The organism is Roseateles amylovorans, from assembly GCF_025398155.2.
GTDB lineage: Bacteria > Pseudomonadota > Gammaproteobacteria > Burkholderiales > Burkholderiaceae_C > Roseateles > Roseateles amylovorans.
In genome coordinates this window covers 663,550-679,509 of sequence record NZ_CP104562.2, presented here as the reverse complement: position 1 = coordinate 679,509, position 15,960 = coordinate 663,550, and the positions used below count along the sequence as shown (strand labels likewise).

General features: G+C 67.0%; 15 protein-coding genes. 1 reads left to right on the top strand and 14 read right to left on the bottom strand.

Going from position 1 to position 15,960, the window contains the following annotated elements:
* Positions 1-125: 125 nt before the first annotated feature.
* The 11 genes from N4261_RS02885 to trpE all read right to left on the bottom strand — a co-directional run bounded on the left by N4261_RS02885 (position 126) and on the right by trpE (position 10,892).
* The gene (locus N4261_RS02885; RefSeq protein WP_261760592.1) at positions 126-1,136 is read right to left on the bottom strand and encodes an SIS domain-containing protein; all 1,011 of its coding nucleotides are present in this window, start codon (positions 1,134-1,136) and stop codon (positions 126-128) included.
* Positions 1,126-2,268 carry an N-acetylglucosamine-6-phosphate deacetylase gene (nagA, locus tag N4261_RS02880; protein WP_261758735.1) on the bottom strand — a complete coding sequence of 381 codons (1,143 nt, stop codon included), beginning with the start codon at positions 2,266-2,268 and terminating at the stop codon, positions 1,126-1,128. Before nagA ends, N4261_RS02885 begins: the two co-directional genes overlap by 11 nt.
* Complete coding sequence (locus N4261_RS02875; protein WP_261758734.1) at positions 2,265-3,008, bottom strand: GntR family transcriptional regulator; 744 nt, start codon at positions 3,006-3,008, stop codon at positions 2,265-2,267. The genes nagA and N4261_RS02875 overlap by 4 nt, the downstream gene beginning before the upstream one ends.
* A 16-nt stretch (positions 3,009-3,024) precedes the next feature.
* Positions 3,025-3,969, bottom strand: a complete 945-nt coding sequence (locus N4261_RS02870) for a glucosamine kinase nucleotide-binding domain-containing protein (RefSeq protein WP_261758733.1) — start codon at positions 3,967-3,969, stop codon at positions 3,025-3,027.
* Between the two features lie 582 nt (positions 3,970-4,551).
* On the bottom strand, positions 4,552-5,253 hold the full coding sequence (locus N4261_RS02865; RefSeq protein WP_261758732.1) for a uracil-DNA glycosylase: 702 nt from the start codon (positions 5,251-5,253) through the stop codon (positions 4,552-4,554).
* Positions 5,254-5,258: 5 nt separating this feature from the next.
* Positions 5,259-6,050, bottom strand: a complete 792-nt coding sequence (gene trpC, locus N4261_RS02860) for an indole-3-glycerol phosphate synthase TrpC (RefSeq protein ID WP_261758731.1) — start codon at positions 6,048-6,050, stop codon at positions 5,259-5,261.
* A 15-nt stretch (positions 6,051-6,065) separates the two neighbouring features.
* Positions 6,066-6,584, bottom strand: coding sequence for a hypothetical protein (locus N4261_RS02855; RefSeq protein ID WP_261758730.1), 519 nt, complete (start codon positions 6,582-6,584; stop codon positions 6,066-6,068).
* Between the two features lie 57 nt (positions 6,585-6,641).
* Entirely contained in the window at positions 6,642-7,721 is a 1,080-nt protein-coding gene (trpD, locus tag N4261_RS02850) for an anthranilate phosphoribosyltransferase (protein ID WP_261758729.1), read from the bottom strand.
* A 13-nt stretch (positions 7,722-7,734) separates the two neighbouring features.
* A complete protein-coding gene (ltaE, locus tag N4261_RS02845) occupies positions 7,735-8,796 on the bottom strand; it encodes a low-specificity L-threonine aldolase (RefSeq protein WP_261758728.1) in 1,062 nt (353 codons plus the stop codon).
* On the bottom strand, positions 8,793-9,377 hold the full coding sequence (locus N4261_RS02840) for an anthranilate synthase component II (protein ID WP_261758727.1): 585 nt from the start codon (positions 9,375-9,377) through the stop codon (positions 8,793-8,795). The genes ltaE and N4261_RS02840 overlap by 4 nt, the downstream gene beginning before the upstream one ends.
* Positions 9,378-9,407: 30 nt before the next feature.
* On the bottom strand, positions 9,408-10,892 hold the full coding sequence (trpE, locus tag N4261_RS02835) for an anthranilate synthase component I (RefSeq protein ID WP_261758726.1): 1,485 nt from the start codon (positions 10,890-10,892) through the stop codon (positions 9,408-9,410).
* A 392-nt stretch (positions 10,893-11,284) separates the two neighbouring features.
* On the opposite strand from trpE, the gene N4261_RS02830 reads away from it, so the two are divergent.
* The gene (locus tag N4261_RS02830) at positions 11,285-11,992 is read left to right on the top strand and encodes a chalcone isomerase family protein (RefSeq protein ID WP_261758725.1); all 708 of its coding nucleotides are present in this window, start codon (positions 11,285-11,287) and stop codon (positions 11,990-11,992) included.
* A gap of 199 nt (positions 11,993-12,191) precedes the next feature.
* Here N4261_RS02830 and gph read toward each other — a convergent pair whose 3' ends face one another.
* The 3 genes from gph to N4261_RS02815 all read right to left on the bottom strand — a co-directional run bounded on the left by gph (position 12,192) and on the right by N4261_RS02815 (position 15,514).
* Entirely contained in the window at positions 12,192-12,851 is a 660-nt protein-coding gene (gene gph / locus N4261_RS02825; RefSeq protein WP_435531998.1) for a phosphoglycolate phosphatase, read from the bottom strand.
* Between the two features lie 145 nt (positions 12,852-12,996).
* Positions 12,997-13,992, bottom strand: coding sequence for a 2-hydroxyacid dehydrogenase (locus tag N4261_RS02820; RefSeq protein WP_261758723.1), 996 nt, complete (start codon positions 13,990-13,992; stop codon positions 12,997-12,999).
* 16 nt (positions 13,993-14,008) lie between these two features.
* Complete coding sequence (locus tag N4261_RS02815; protein WP_261758722.1) at positions 14,009-15,514, bottom strand: DASS family sodium-coupled anion symporter; 1,506 nt, start codon at positions 15,512-15,514, stop codon at positions 14,009-14,011.
* Positions 15,515-15,960: the final 446 nt, after the last annotated feature.

The window sequence follows — 15,960 nt, the reverse complement described above, 5'->3', positions numbered from 1 at the left end:
GCCGACAACGGGCGCTCGCCAGGGACCGCCCCCTGCGGCCCGGGACGGCGCTGTTCAGGCGTCACTGCATCCATCGATCGATGCATCAATGCGGCACCGCTTCAACGCATCGATACGTCAATGCATCAATGGGTCTTGGTGACCTTGGCCAGGTGCCGCGGCTGATCGGGATTCAGGCCGCGGGCTTGCGCCAGCGCCTCCACCATCGGATAAAAACTCTGCACCGCAGCGATCGGATCCAGGTCTTCATTGCCGGTGCAGGCCAGTGGCAGCTCGGCACCGGGCGTGCCTTCCGGCGCGGCCAGCAACACCCGGGCGCCGCGGCCACGCATTTCCTCGGCCAAGGCCAGCAGGCCGGCCTGGGCAGGACCACGCGGCGCAAAGACCAGCAGCGGATACCCCTCTTCCACCAGCGCCATCGGCCCGTGCTTGACCTCGGCGCCGGAGAAGGCCTCCGCCTGGATGCCGCAGGTCTCCTTGAATTTCAGCGCTGCCTCCAGCGCAATCGGCAGCGACGTGCCACGGCCGATGACAAACAGCTTGTCCGCCCGCTGAAGCACATCGACCGCCACATCCCAGCGGAGCTTCGCTGCCTGCGCCATCGCCTGCGGCAGTTGCTGCAGCGCGGCAGCGAGGTCCTCATCACCCTGCCAGGCAGCCACCACCCGCGCACCCGCGACCAGTTGCGCGATGTAGCTCTTGGTCGCCGCCACGCTTTGCTCCACGCCGGCATGCAGACGGAAGACGTGTTCGGCGGCCGCTTCCAGCGGTGAGCCGTCGGCGTTGACGAAGGCGACCGTGCGGGCGCCATTGGCGCGGAAGTACTGCGTCGGGGAGACCAGGTCCGGGCTCTGGCCGGATTGGGAGAACGCCAGCGACACCAGGCCCTTGCTCTCGATCTTGCTCTGATAGAGCGTGATCAGCGACATCGGCAGCGAGGTCACCAGCCGTCCCAGGCGCGCCATGATCAGATAGGCCAGGTAGTGCGACGCATGGTCGGAACTGCCCCGGGCGATGGTGAGCAGCGAGCTTGGCGGCTGATCACGCAGAGCCTGTCCCAGCGCGGCATAGGCATTCTGATCGGCGGCCAGTTGACGGGCCACCACCTGCGGCGCGCTGAGCGCCTCATCCAGCATTCGCGAGGTCAATTGCTTCCCCTTCTACGACCACGCGTTGCAACAGCAAGCCACGGTCCAAGACAACAAGATCCGCCCAGGCGCCGGGGGCCAGACGGCCCCGATCGTCCAGACCCAGGTAATCGGCCGCATGCGTCGAGACACGCCGCGACGCGTCCTCGATCGGCAGCCCCAGCTTCAGCACCAGGTTGCGCAGGGCCTGGTCCATCGTCAGCGTCGATCCGGCCAGCGTGCCATCAGGCAGCCGCACGCCGCCCATGCACTTGGTCACGCGGTGACGCCCCAGGCTGTACTCGCCATCGGGCATGCCGGCGGCGGCGGTGGAATCGGTCACGCAGAACAGGCACGGAATGCTGCGCAGCGCCACGCGGATCGCACCCGGATGCACATGCAGCAGATCCGGGATCACCTCGGCGTACTGGGCATGCGCCAGCGCGGCGCCCACCATGCCGGGCTCGCGGTGATGGAGCCCGGTCATCGCATTGAACAGATGGGTGAAACCGCCCGCGCCGCGTCCCAGCGCGGCCACGCCGTCCTCGTAGGTGCCAAGCGTGTGGCCGATCTGGACCTGGAAGCCGGCCTCGCGCAGTTGTGTCACCAGCTCGAGGTTGCCCGGCAGCTCAGGCGCCAACGTGATCAGGCGGATGGGGGCGATCGCATGCAGATCACGAATCTCGTCCAGCGTCGCGACCTTGGCGAAGTCGGGCTGTGCGCCCAGCTTGCCGGGATTGATGTAGGGACCCTCCAGATGCACGCCCAGCACCCGGGCGGCGCCGGCGGGTCGCTGCCGGCAGGGGTCGGCCAGATCGCGCAAGGCGCCGCGGATCTCCTCCAGCGGGGCCGTCATCGTCGTGGCCAACAGGGCGGTGGTGCCGTGCCGCACATGCAGCCGCGCGATCGCGTCGGCTGCGCCCTCGCCTTCCATCGTGTCGCGGCCGGCGCCGCCATGCACATGAAGGTCGATGAAACCGGGCAGCACGATCGGCAGATCCTCGCCCCCGTGCCGCACCTCGAATTCGGAGACGGCATGGCCGTCGATGCGGGTGATGCGTCCCGCCTGGTGAACCAGCACACCGCGGAGGAAGCCGCTGGGTGTCAGGATGAATCCGTCGATGTGCTGTGTGTCCGTCATCCGTCGCGCCTCATCTCCGCGACGAAGTCGTAGTAATCGCTGCGGCAGTAGGAATGGGTCAGCTCCACCGCTTGCCCCAGGTCCAGATAACCCACCCGCGTGATGAACAGCACCGCCTGGCCCACCGGAACTTCCAGCAGGCCGGCCAGCCGCGAATCCGCATTGATGGCTCGAATGTGTTGAAGCGCCCGCACCGGCGCGCGGCCCTGACGGGCCAGATGTTCGTAAAGGGAGGACTCGACCTTCTGCGGATCCGGCAGCACCGCCTCCGGCAGCACGCTGAGCTCGTAGGCCATCACCACCGCATCGGCCAGGCGCAGACGCTCCAGGCGCGCCACCCGCTGGCCGGTCGTCAGACCGAGCGAGAGCTGCTCATCCGGCGCCGCCATCGCGAAGCCGCGGGTCAGCCAGCGGCTGCTGGGCTTGAAGCCGCGCTGGTGCAATTCCTCGGAGAAACTGGTGAGCCGCGACAAAGGCTGCTCCAGCTTCGGCGCGATGTAGTTGCCGGAGCCGCGCTTGCGCACGATCAGGCCCTGCTCCACCAGCCGGTCGATCGCCTTGCGTGCGGTCACCCGCGACAGATCCAGCGACTCCGACAGCACCCGCTCCGAGGGCAACGCCTCGTCCGCCTGGTACTGGCCTTCGCGGATGGCCTGCGCCAGCTTGTGGGCCAGCTGCATGTACAGCGGCGACGCGGCGGCGGGATCGGGCTTGAATTGGAAGGGCAGCTTGGTGCTCATCGGGTGGTTCTCGATCTCAACGGAGGGTGGAGAGAGCGCCACGGATCAGCCGCAGCGCCCCGTCGGCCGAATCGCCCTGGGGCGAGACGCAACGGGCCCGAATGTTGCCTGAGAAAAGCCCGCCCAATCGCTGCGCAACGCTGCCCGCAAGCGAGAGGGGCAACTGCTGCGCGGGGTCCAGCGCCAGCGCCAGTTGCTCGAGTTCATCCACGGCCTGGCGGATCAGCGCCGCGGCAGCGGGGTCGGTCTCCGCGCAGTCGAACACCAGTGGCGCCAATTGCGCATAGGCATGCTGTCCCGCCTGAGCGACCCAGGCGGACACCGCGTCCCGATCCTGTTCATGAGCGGTCCCGACGGCCGCCCACACCGCACGTGCCAGCGCCCCGGCGACCGCGCGACCATCCATCGCCTTCTGCGCCTGACGCATCGCCTGAATGCCCAGCCAGGCGCCGCTGCCTTCGTCACCACCGATCCAGCCCCAACCGCTGACGCAGGCCAGGGTCCCATCGGCCCGCAAGGCTTCACCCACCGTGCCGGTCCCGGCCGCGATCACGCCACCCGGTTGGCCCGCATGAGCGCCCAGCACCGTGGTGGTGCCGTCATTGACCAGTTCCACATGCGCATAACCCGGCTGCTGAGCGACAAAGGCCTGCGCCTGGGCGATCACACCCGCACCGGAAAGTCCGAGGCCGATGGCGGTCTCGTCGAACGACAGCCGATGCAACTGCGCCTTGTCGGCGGCTTCCTGCACCGCCTGCTGGATGTGCCGCCATGCCTGCGCCACCCCTTGGCCGAGGGCAGACGGTCCCGCCCAGCCCTGGCCCAGCACACGCCCTTGCAGGTCACTCAGGCGGACCCTCGTTCCCGTGCCGCCACCGTCCACCCCCACAAGGAAGCGCACAGCGGCAAAGCGCGGTTGCAAAGGCGCGGACCAGGCGTCCGCCAAATTGGCTGCGTTCATGATTAATACCAGTTTAGTACCAAAAATCGAAGAACGTCAATTGGTAGCGCACTGGACTTAACCCTGATGGCTCAGCCGTTGAGACCAGCGTCAGACCATGTCAGTTCCGAATCGGTTTTTGTCGCGATGGAAACAATGGGGACGGCGTCGCGGGGATCTGGGTGGAACCATACCAGACGCTTCAACCGGATTGCGGGAGGGGAACAACCAAAACCGTACCAGTTAGACGCTGGAGGCGGCTTCGGCATGCCGGAAGCCGCTCGGACGGCCTTCTGCAGTGCGAAGCTCGAGTGCGCGCGACACGTCGTGGTACCGGCTCGCATTCACTTCCTCACACGTTCAGCGCAAGCTCGGGAGCGCCGGCGCCCCTTTCCGCTCAGACGCGCTCGCATTCGCTTCAAGGGGCGCCGGCGCTCCCGAGCCGAATCACCGAGCAGTTCGACGACAACTGCCACCACCACGACAACGAACCACGTCTGCGGCATTCAACAGCTGCAGCGCGGCAGTGTGGACTCTTGATGGCGGGGCGTGGCGGTGACGGTGGCGGTGGCGGAGGTGCGGACGATCGGGGCGACGAGGGACTCAGTCCAGCGTCCAGGCGAAGTCGACGCCCTGCTCACGCAGCCAATCGCGTGCGGTGGAGAAATGACCGCAACCCATGAACGGCGTAGGGCCGCGCGTGGCAGAGAGCGGCGAGGGATGGTTGGCCTGCAGCACCCGATGCTGCGGTCCCACCGCCGCAATCAGCGGCGCCTTGGCCTGCGCATGAGCGCCCCACAGCAGGTAGACCTTGGGCGCGGCATCCCGGGCCGTGGCCTCGATGAGCGCGTCCGACAGCGATTCCCAGCCCCGCTTCGCATGACTGCCGGCGGCGCCGTCTTCCACGGTGAAGCTGGTGTTGAGCAGCAGCACACCGCGTTGGGCCCAGCCGCCGAGGTGGCCGGTCATCGCAGCCGCCTGACCCAGGTCGCGCTGCAGTTCCTTGAAGATGTTGCGCAACGAGGGCGGCAGCTTCTCGCCGGCCGGCACCGAGAACGCCAGCCCCTCCGCCTGACCCGGGCCGTGATACGGATCCTGACCGACGATCACCACCCGGACCTGGGACAACGGCGTGAGCCGCAGCGCCCGCAGCGGATCGGGCGGATAGATCACCGCGCCCGCCGCCAGGCGCTCGCGCAGCAGGGCCTCGATGCGATGTCCGTCGGGGCCGTGGCGCCAGGCATCGATCAAGGGTTGCCAGCCGTCGCCCACCTGCCAGTCGACGCCTTGAAATCGGGAAGCCATCGACATCAGCGGAATAGCGCCGCCAACGCAGCCCCCGGATCCGGCGCGCGCATGAACGCCTCACCCACCAGGAAGGCATTGACCTGCGCCGCACGCATGCGCTGCACATCCGCCGCGCCCAGAATGCCGGACTCGGTCACCAGCAGCCGGTCGGCCGGCACCTGGGGCAACAGGCCCAGCGTGGTGTCCAGCGTGACCTCGAAGGTCTTCAAGTTGCGGTTGTTGATGCCCACCAGCGGCGTCTTCAGGCGCAGTGCACGCGCCAGTTCCTGGCCGTCATGGACTTCGACCAGCACATCCAGTCCCAGCTCCAGCGCGCAGGCCTCCAGCTCGGCCATCAGGCCGTCGTCCAGACTGGCCGCGATCAACAGGATGCAGTCCGCCCCCATCGCCCGCGCCTCATAGACCTGGTAGGGATCCACCATGAAGTCCTTGCGCAGCACCGGCAGGCTGCAGGCGGCACGCGCCTCGCGCAGATAGTCGGGCGAGCCCTGGAAGAACGGGGCATCGGTCAGCACGCTCAGGCAGGCCGCGCCATGCTGCGCATAGCTGGCCGCGATCTCGGCGGGACGGAAATCCTCGCGCAGCACGCCCTTGCTGGGGCTGGCCTTCTTCACCTCGGCAATGACCGCGCTCTGGCCGGCAGCAATCTTCGCGCGCAGTGCCGCACCGAAACCACGGGTCGCCTCGGCGCGCGATTCCGCTTCCTCGCGGAGACTGGCCAGCGAGCGACGCTGCTTCGCAGCGGCCACCTCGTCCCGCTTGACGGCATTGATGCGGTCCAGGATGTCAGACATACGATTCTTTCTCTCTCATAAGCTCAGGCCCTCGCGCGGGACTGCCAGGCGGTTGGCGATCACATCGGCCAGCCGGCTCACCAACGCATGCTCACGCCGGTCAGCACCCGCGCGAGTCTGCAACACCCGCAAGGGCCGACCACCGTCCTCATGACGGAACTCCAGCGCCAGCGAGCGACGCTTGCTGCCGCCAATGCAATACAGCCGCCATCCCGGTCCCTCGAGGGAGGCCGGCGTGCCGACCTCACCTTCCGGCACCAGCCGACGCCGGTCAAAGTCCAATCGCCAGCCCACGCTGCGGCGGCGCCACAGCGCCCACATCAGCATGGCCGCCAGCACCATCAGCAGCGCCAACCATCCCAGCAGTTCGCGCCCTGGCAAGGTCGCGTCCCGCGTGCTCCACAGTCCCAGCGCCGTGCCCGCCAGCCCCACCGCCCAGGCCGCCGGATGCGGCTCGATGCGCGGCAGCAGCACGCTGGCCTCGCGCTCACTCTGCGCGATCAGGGCCTGCCACAGCGCACGGTCGGACCTCATGACGTTTCCCTGCAGACGACGCTTCGCTGGCGACGGCGATCCGGTCCGCTCAAGCCGTCAGCCGGCCTGATCCTGCGACGGCGACGGCGATGGCGACGACGACGGCGATGGCGCGTGGGCCTGCGTGGCGGCGACGAACTGGTCGAGCTTCGCACGCGCCGCGCCGGAGTCGATCGCCGCCCTCGCCTTCTGGATGCCGTCGGCAATGCTGTCGGCCACATTGCCGGCGTAGAGCGTCGCGCCGGCGTTCAGCAGCACGATGTCGCGCGCCGGACCGGGCTCGTTGCCCAGCACACCCAGCAGGATGCGACGACTTTCCTCCGGACCGCTCACCCGCAGGTTGCGGCTCGCCACCATGGGCATGCCGAAGTCTTCAGGATGAATCTCGTATTCACGGATCTCGCCGTTCTTGAGCTCACCGACCAGGGTCGACGCACCGAGCGAGATCTCGTCCATCCCGTCCTTGCCGTAGACCACCACCGCATGCTCGGCGCCCAGCCGCTGCATCACACGCACCTGGATGCCCACCAGGTCCGGATGGAACACGCCCATCAGGATGTTGGTTGCGCCCGCCGGATTCGTCAGCGGCCCCAGGATGTTGAAGATGGTGCGAACGCCCAGCTCCTTGCGCACCGGCGCGATGTTCTTCATCGCCGGGTGATGGTTGGGCGCAAACATGAAGCCGATGCCGGTCTCGCGCACGCAGTTCGCCACCGCCTGCGGCGACAGCGACAGCGCCACGCCCAGGGCCTCCAGCACATCGGCGCTGCCGGTCTTGCTGGAGACGCTGCGGTTGCCGTGCTTGGCGATCTGCGCGCCCGCGGCAGCCGCGACGAACATCGAGCAGGTCGAGATATTGAAGGTATGCGCGCCGTCTCCGCCGGTGCCCACCACATCGACCAGATGCGGTCCGGGCTCGATCGGCACCTTCACCGAGAACTCGCGCATCACCTGCGCGGCGGCGGTGATCTCGCCGATGGTTTCCTTCTTCACCCGCAACCCGATCAGGATCGCGGCCGCGATGACCGGGGAGATGTCGCCGCTCATGATGCGGCGCATCAGGGCCAGCATCTCGTCATGGAAGATCTCGCGGTGTTCGATGACGCGGGTCAGCGCTTCGTTGTCGGTGATGGGCATGGCGACTCCCGGATCAGGCCTGGGCGTGGAAGAACTGACGCACCGCGGCGATGGCGCGATCCACGCCCGCTGCATCCACGTCGAGATGGGTGACGAAGCGCACGCGGTACAGCCCGGTGGCCAGCACGCCGTGCGACTTCAGATGCGCGACCAGCCCGCTGGCCCGCTCCGGTGCCACGTCGCAGAACACGATGTTGGTCTGCGGCGGCTCGACCGTCAGCCCCGGCAGGCCTTGCAGCCCCTGGGCCAGCCGCTGGGCCAGCTGGTGGTCGTCCGCCAGGCGACGCACCTGGTGGTCCAGCGCATGGTGCGCCGCAGCCGCCAACACACCGGCCTGGCGCATGCCGCCCCCCAGCATCTTGCGCCAGCGATGCGCGCGACCGATCAGGGCCTGGGTGCCGCACAGGACCGAACCCACCGGCGCGCCCAAGCCCTTCGAAAAGCAGACCGACACGCTGTCGAAATGCCCGCAGATCTGCCGGGCCGCCGCATACGGATCGGCCGCGTTGATCGCGACCGCCGCATTGAACAGCCGTGCGCCGTCCAGATGCCGCGCCAAGCCGCGGCGGGTGGCCAGCTCGGAGGCCGCCGCCAGGTAATCCATCGGAAGCACCTTGCCGCCGATGGTGTTTTCCAGGGCCAGCAGTCGGGTGCGCGCGAAGTGCGCATCGTCGGGCTTGATGTTGGCCTCGATGTCGGCCAGCGGCAACGAGCCGTCCGGCGCATGGCTCAGTGGCTGCGGCTGGATCGATCCCAGCACCGCCGCACCGCCGCCTTCCCAGCGGTAGGTGTGGGCGAACTGGCCGACGATGTATTCATCCCCGCGCTGGCAATGCGCCATCAGCGCGCAGAGGTTGCTCTGGGTGCCGGTCGGCATGAACAGCGCCGCTTCGAACCCAAGCCGCTCCGCCAGCGCCGCCTGCAGCGCATTGACGCTCGGATCGTCGCCGAAGACATCGTCGCCCAGGGCCGCCGACGCCATCGCGGCGCGCATGCCGGCGGTCGGCTGGGTGACGGTATCGCTGCGCAGGTCGACCACCGTCGCCCCGGACGAAGCATTCGGGCGTTCACTCATCGTGCCAACTCCAGGAAGTTTCGAAGCATGGCGTGGCCGTGCTCGGAGAGGATGGATTCGGGATGGAACTGCACCCCCTCCAGCGGCGTGGCGGTGCCGGCCAGCGAGCGGTGGCGCACGCCCATGATCTCGCCGTCCTCGCTGCGGGCGGTGATCTCCAGCTCGGGCGGGATCGTCGATTCCTCGATCGCCAGCGAGTGGTAGCGGATCACGTTGAAGCGCTCCGGCAAGCCGGTGAAGACGCCCTTCGCATCGGTCGAAATCGTGCTGGCCTTGCCATGCATCTGCACCTTGGCGCGGATGATGTTCCCGCCCAGCGCGGCACCGATGCTTTGATGTCCCAGGCACACACCCAGGATCGGCAGGCGGCCCTTGAAACGCTCGATCGCCGGCACGCACACGCCGGCTTCCTTGGGGGTGCACGGCCCCGGGGACAGCACCAGATGGCTGGGCTGGAGCGCCTCGATCTCGTCCAGCGAGATCTGGTCGTTGCGCACGGTCTTCACCTCGGCGCCGAGTTCAGCGAAGTACTGCACCAGGTTGAAGGTGAAACTGTCGTAGTTGTCGATCATCAGCAGCATGTCGTCGCTCCTTGGTCGGCTCGTGTGGCCTCAGAAACCTTCTTCAACCAGTTCCGCCGCACGCACCAGCGCGCGGGCCTTGGCCTCGGTTTCCTTCCACTCCAGCTCGGGCACCGAATCGGCCACGATGCCGGCGGCCGCCTGCACATACAGCACCTGGTCCATCACGACACCGGTGCGTATCGCAATCGCCAGGTCCATGTCGCCGCCGAAGCTCAGGTAGCCGCAGGCGCCGCCATAGATGCCGCGCTTGACCGGCTCCAGCTGATCGATGATCTCCATCGCCCGCACCTTGGGCGCACCCGACAGCGTGCCCGCCGGGAAGCTGGCGCGGAACACATCCATGTTGCCGACGCCCGGCTTGAGCAGGCCCTCGACATTGCTGACGATGTGCATCACATGGGAATACCGCTCCACCGCGAAGGCATCGGTCACCTTCACGCTGCCGGTCTGGGCGATGCGACCGATGTCGTTGCGGGCCAGGTCGATCAGCATCAGGTGTTCGGCGCGCTCCTTGGGATCGGCCTTGAGCTCCACTTCCAAGGCCTGATCCTGCTCCGGCGTGCCGCCGCGCGGGCGGGTGCCGGCCAGCGGACGGATCGTGACCTTGCGCCCCTCCGGCGTGGATTCCTGCCGCACCAGGATCTCGGGCGAGGCGCCGACGATCTGGAAATCCCCCATGTCATAGAAGTACATGTAGGGGCTGGGATTGAGCGATCGCAGGGCGCGATACAGGCTCAAGGGCGATTCGGTGTAGCGCTTCTTCAAGCGCTGGCCGAAGACGATCTGCATGCAGTCGCCGGCTGCGATGTAGGCCTTGGCCTGATCCACCGCCGCCAGAAAATCCGCCTTGGCAAATTCACGCTCGACCGGATGCGCCTGTCCGCGCACCACGCGCGGCGCCGCCACCGAGTAGCCGAGCTTGTCCTTGAGTTCGGTCAGCCGCTTCTTGGCGCGGAAATAGGACTCCGGCTGACCAGGGTCGGCGTAGACGATCAGGTAGAGCTTGCCCGACAGGTTGTCGATGACCGCCAGTTCCTCGCATTGCAGCAACATCACGTCGGGCGTCGGCAGACCGCCGGCAGGCGTGGTGCCCGCCAGGCGCGGCTCGATGTAGCGCACCGCGTCATAGCCGAAATAGCCGGCCAGGCCGCCGCAGAACCGCGGCATGCCGGGCCGCAGCGCCACCTTGAAGCGCTGCTGATAGGCCTCGATGAAGGCCAGCGGATCGCCCTCGTGGGTTTCGATCACCTCGCCATCGCGGATCACCCGGGTGACAGTGCCTTCGCTCCGCAGCACGGTGCGTGCCGGCAGGCCGATGAAGGAATAGCGACCGAAGCGCTCCCCGCCGACCACCGATTCCAGCAGGAAGCTGTGCCGGCCCGGGCCGTTGCCGGCGCAGAGCTTCAGGTAGAGCGAGAGCGGGGTCTCGAGATCCGCAAAAGCCTCGCTGATCAGCGGGATGCGGTTGTAGCCGTCGGCGGCCAGGCTTTGGAATTCCAGTTCAGTGATCACGTCGTCAAACCTCGTGGCGGTTGCGTCAGGCCTGCGTGACCGAGCCAAGTGCCCGGTCGCTTGGCGGCGCGCGCAAGCGGAATCTCAGGTCGCCTGTTGGACCTGCCCCGTTCGATGAGGGTGCAGCGGATTCGTGACGGTGGCCCGTGTCCGCAGATCAGCGGTGGACGACGGGCGGCAAGCAGCAGGCGGCTTCAGGTGAAGTCGTGCGGGCGTCGCCAGGGCCAGGCTCCCCGGTCGTTCGACCCCTTGATGTGCTTGCGCGTGATAAACATGGTGCGAACGAGTGTAGCAGGAGGAGCCCCAATGGCCGACCGGGCATGCCTTCGCTCATACTGCGCCGCAGAGTCCGCAGCAAGCGGGCCGATCCTCAATGAGGAAGGAAGAGACACATGACCAAGCTACATACCATCCTCGTCCCAGGCTGGGTTTCCAGCCTGATCCTGGCTGCGGTGCTCGGAGCGCCCTCAGCCCACGCGCAGACCGCCACGTCGCCACCCGCGCCCGCCACCTCCGCCGCGCCGCCGGGCGCCGCCCCACCGATCGAGGTCAACGGCGTCAAGTACGACACCGTGGTCGAGGTCGCGGGCCAGAGGCTGGTGCTCAACGGCGCCGGCACCCGCTACAAGGCGATCTTCAAGGTCTACACCGCCGGGCTTTATCTGAATGCCAAGGCCGCCACGCCCGAGGCCGTGCTGGCCAACACCGGTCCGAAGCGCATGCACATCCAGATGCTGCGCGACATCGATGGCGAGGAACTCGGCAAGCTCTTCACCAAGGGCATGGAGCAGAACGCCACGCGAGAGGAATTCGGCCGGGCGATCAACGGCGTGCTGCGCATGTCGGAGATCTTCGTGCAGAAGAAGAAGCTGGTGACCGGCGAAAGCTTCGGTGTGGACTACATCCCCGGCACCGGCACGGTGATCTTCGTCAACGGCAAGGTGATGCCCGGCGACCCCATCAAGGAGGCCGAGTTCTTCAACACCCTGCTCAAGATCTGGCTGGGCAAATCGCCGGCCGACAGCGGCCTGAAGACCGACCTGCTCGGCGGACGGGCCGCCACACCGAGCACCCGCAACGCGGTCGGCAGCGGACGCTGACGTCCGCCGCGCCGTGCCCGCCGGGCTGTCGCTGGGCGGTCCGTTGATTCGTCGATCGGTTGATCGGTTGATCGGTTGATCGGTTGATGGGTTGATGGGTTGATCGGTTGATGGGTTGATCGGTTGATCGGTTGATCGGTTGATCGGTTGATCGGTTGATCGGTTGATCGGTTGATGGGTTGATGGGTTGATGGGTTGATCAGCCGATCAACTGATCCAGCCGATCGATGTGCCGCTGCGCCGGCACCTCATCGATCGGTTGGCCGTGGTTGTAGCCATAGCGGACCAAGGCGACCGGGCAACCGGCCGCATGGGCGGCGCGCGCATCGTTGCTGGAGTCGCCCACCATCCAGGTGGTCGACGATGCGCTGCCCAGGGCCTCGCAGGTTTTGAGCAGCGGCAACGGATCGGGCTTCTTTCGCTCGAAGTCGTCGCCGCCGAACACGCGGTCGAAGAACCTGTCCAGGCCCTTGCGCTTGAGCAGTTCACGCGCGAAGGCCGCCGGCTTGTTGGTGAGGCAGGCCATCGGCAGGCCGAGCGCGCGAAGCGCGACCAGTCCTTCCATGACGCCAGGAAACACCGCCGCATGCAGGCCGTTGAGGCGCTCGTAGTGGTGTTGATACAGCGTCCAGGCCGGGTCGTACTGCGCAGGCGGCGCACCCACCTCGGCCAGCACGCTCCGGATCAGATGCTCGCTGCCCTGCCCGATGGTGTGCTCCACAAATTCGCGCCGCACCGCCGGCAGCGACAGATCCGACAACACCTGGTTCAGGACGGCGACGAAATCACCCAGCGTGTCGACCAAGGTGCCGTCGAGGTCGATCATGAAAGCGGTGGGAGCAGGCTGGAGCAAGGTCATATCGTCAGGGAATGAAGAAGGTTGCAGATCCCGGCGGGTTGAGGGCGAACGGCTCGACCCTCGCGGCCGAGGCGGCGCAATGCAGGCCATCTTAGTGACGGCCGCCGGTTCGCCCGTCCCCCCAGCGGACCAGCCCCCCCACCCGCTACCCCGCAGGAATCCGGTTCACCAGCGGCGCCCCATGCTCAAACGCGGTGAGACTCTCGATCGTCGTGCGCATGATCTGTCCGATGGCCTCGACGGTGAAGAACGCCTGATGCCCGGTCACGATGACGTTGGGAAAGGAGACCAGCCGCTGGATGACGTCGTCGGTGATGACGGTGGACGACAGGTCCTGGAAGAACAGGCTCGCCTCCTGCTCATAGACATCCAGCGCCAGTCCTCCCAGCGCGCCGGTCTTCAAGGCCTGGATCGCGGCCTCGGTGTCCACCAGACCGCCGCGGCTGGTGTTGACCAGGATGCTGCCGCGCTTGAGCCCCGCCAGGGTGGTCGCATTGACGATGTAGCGGGTCGCGTCGTTGAGCGGGCAGTGCAGCGACACCACGTCCGCCTGGGCCATCAAGGCCTCGACGCTCAGGTAGCGGCCGCCGATCGCGTCGAACTCCGGGCTGGGATAGGGATCGTGCCCCACCACCGTGCAGCCGAATCCCGCCATGATCCGCGCAAAGATCAGCCCGATCTTGCCGGTACCGATGACGCCCACCGTCTTGCCGTGCAGATCAAACCCCATCAGCCCATCAAGCTCGAAGTTGCCCTCACGGGTCCGCACGCTCGCCCGCGCGATCTTGCGGTTCACAGCCAGCAACAGGCCGACGGCGAATTCCGCCACCGAGTACGGTGAATAGTCGGTCACCCGCACCACGTCGATGCCCAGCCGCGCCGCCGCACCCGCGTCGATGTGGTTGAAGCCGGTGGAGCGGGTGGCGATCAGCCGCGTGCCCTGCTCGGCCAGCAGCGCCAGCACCTGCGCATCCACGTTGTCGTTGACGAACACGCACACGGCCGGGCAACCGGCAGCCAGCGGCGCCGTGTCGACCGTCAGCCGATCCTGGATGAACCTCAGCTCATGCCCGGCGGCCTGGTTGGCGGTCACCAGCAGGGACTGGTCATAGCGACGCGCACTGAAGACCGCTGTTTTCATGCCTTTGCTCCCGGGCTCACCAGAACCCCAGTACCTTCCACCACAGGCAGCCGACGATCGCGAAGATCAGCAGCTCCACCATGCACATCACCGCCCCCACCCGCCACCAGTGGCCCATCGTCACATAGCCGCTGCCGAAGATGATGGGCGAGGTGCCGGTCGCATAGTGGGTCAGCGTCATCATGATGCCGGAGCCTGCGGTCATCATCAGCACGAACGGCACCAGGTAGGTCGCCGGAATCAGCTGCGCGCCCACCGTCAGGAAGGCCAGCATCATGGCGCTGATGTGCGCCGTGGTGCTCGCGAACAGGTAGTGCGAGAACACGAAGGCCAGCACCAGCACCGCCGCAATTGGCAGCCAGCCCATGCCGCTGGCCACGATCGCGCCTTTCATGCCGGCCGCGAACCAAGCGATCACGCCCAGCTTGTTCAACTGCTCGGCCAGCATGACGAGCGCACCGAACCAGATCAGGGTGTCCCAGGCGCTCTTCTCGGACAGGACATCGTCCCAGTCGATCGTGCCGGTGATGATCAGGATGAACAGCCCCACGAACGCCACCACGGTCGGATCCAGCGCATACGCCGCACCGAACAGCATCTGCGGCACATTGGCCCACAGCAACAGCATCAGCGCGAAGGTGCCCAGCATCACCTTCTCGCGGCCCGAGAGCGGCCCCATCCTGGCCATCTCGGTGCGCGCATAGTTCACCGCGTCCGGCGTGGCCTTCAACTGCGGCGGTGACAGCCCGTAGATCAGCAGCGGCATCAGCAGCAGACAGGCCAGACCGGGCAGCAGCATGCACAGCGCCCAGGTGGTCCAGCTCAGGTGAAAGGTCTGGTCGGTGGCCTTGGCCACGAAGTCCACCACCAGCGGATTGGGCGCGGTGGCGGTCAGGAACATCGCGGAGGTGATCGGATTGGCGTGATAGTTCACCAGCGCCAGATAGGTCCCCACCTTGCCCTCGGTGCCCTGGGCCGGATCGGAGTCGAAGGCAGTGGCGATCGACTTCATGATTGGATGCACGATGCCGCCGCCACGCGCCGTGTTGCTGGGCGTGAACGGGGCCAACACCAGTTCGCAGATGGCCAGCCCGTAGCCGATGCCGATCGTTCGGCGACCCAGCAGCGAAATGAACAGCAACCCGATCCGGTTGCCCAGCCCGGTCTTCTTCAGCCCGCGGGAGATCAGGATGGCCACCACGATCAGCCAGATCAGCGGACTCGCAAAACTGCTCAGCGCATCGGTGATCGCGCCTTTCGAGGAACCGGCCGTCACCTGGGACAGTGACACGATCACGATGGCCATCATCGCCATCACGCCGATCGGCATCACCTTCAGGATGATCGCCACGATCGTGGTCAGGAAGATGGCCACCAGCTGCCAGGCCTTGGGTGTCAGTCCGTCGGGCGTGGGAATGAGCAACAGCCCCAGCAGCACGCCGGTGGTGATCAACGCAGGCACCAGCCGGAACGGCACGGCGGCCTTGAAGTAGCCAAACATGGCCGCGATCGTCTTGAACATCGTCGGAACTCCCTCGCGACCGAGGGCAGGGTCCCGCCCCGACGGCCTCGACGCGTTCCGAATGTAGCGCCGCCGACCCCGGCGAAGGGGCAAGGACTGGCCCCAGGGCAACAGCTCGCGCGCGCGCTCCACCTGGAAGTCGACGGATGTCAAAACGCGGCGGCGACGGGGCGATCTCCCATCGCCGCGAGATCGCCATCAGGCCGCATGCCTTGGCCCGGCGCCCGCGAGAGGTGGCGGCCCCAAAAGACGACGGCGGACATCCGTGAGGATGCCCGCCTTCTGAACCAACCACCCAACAACGTCCAACATCGTCCGGCTTGCGCCTTTGGAGACAAGCCACCATCCCGTCTCCATGGGTTGAAGAATACGAAAGGCGTCGCGGCTGCCCAAGCCGCGGAACACCCAAGCGGGGCGTCATGTTCGACCGATTCCGCTGTCGGGCA

Bases quoted from the DNA above. Each gene is read 5' to 3' on its own strand.
- ltaE (WP_261758728.1), bottom strand. From the start codon at position 8,796: ATGAGTGAACGCCCGAATGCTTCGTCCGGGGCGACGGTGGTCGACCTG.
- N4261_RS02875 (WP_261758734.1), bottom strand. From the start codon at position 3,008: ATGAGCACCAAGCTGCCCTTCCAATTCAAGCCCGATCCCGCCGCCGCG.
- N4261_RS02830 (WP_261758725.1), top strand. From the start codon at position 11,285: ATGACCAAGCTACATACCATCCTCGTCCCAGGCTGGGTTTCCAGCCTG.
- N4261_RS02820 (WP_261758723.1), bottom strand. From the start codon at position 13,992: ATGAAAACAGCGGTCTTCAGTGCGCGTCGCTATGACCAGTCCCTGCTG.
- N4261_RS02840 (WP_261758727.1), bottom strand. From the start codon at position 9,377: ATGCTGCTGATGATCGACAACTACGACAGTTTCACCTTCAACCTGGTG.
- nagA (WP_261758735.1), bottom strand. From the start codon at position 2,268: ATGACGGACACACAGCACATCGACGGATTCATCCTGACACCCAGCGGC.
- gph (WP_435531998.1), bottom strand. From the start codon at position 12,851: ATGACCTTGCTCCAGCCTGCTCCCACCGCTTTCATGATCGACCTCGAC.
- N4261_RS02865 (WP_261758732.1), bottom strand. From the start codon at position 5,253: ATGGCTTCCCGATTTCAAGGCGTCGACTGGCAGGTGGGCGACGGCTGG.
- N4261_RS02815 (WP_261758722.1), bottom strand. From the start codon at position 15,514: ATGTTCAAGACGATCGCGGCCATGTTTGGCTACTTCAAGGCCGCCGTG.
- trpD (WP_261758729.1), bottom strand. From the start codon at position 7,721: ATGCCCATCACCGACAACGAAGCGCTGACCCGCGTCATCGAACACCGC.
- N4261_RS02885 (WP_261760592.1), bottom strand. From the start codon at position 1,136: ATGCTGGATGAGGCGCTCAGCGCGCCGCAGGTGGTGGCCCGTCAACTG.
- trpC (WP_261758731.1), bottom strand. From the start codon at position 6,050: ATGTCTGACATCCTGGACCGCATCAATGCCGTCAAGCGGGACGAGGTG.
- N4261_RS02870 (WP_261758733.1), bottom strand. From the start codon at position 3,969: ATGAACGCAGCCAATTTGGCGGACGCCTGGTCCGCGCCTTTGCAACCG.
- N4261_RS02855 (WP_261758730.1), bottom strand. From the start codon at position 6,584: ATGAGGTCCGACCGTGCGCTGTGGCAGGCCCTGATCGCGCAGAGTGAG.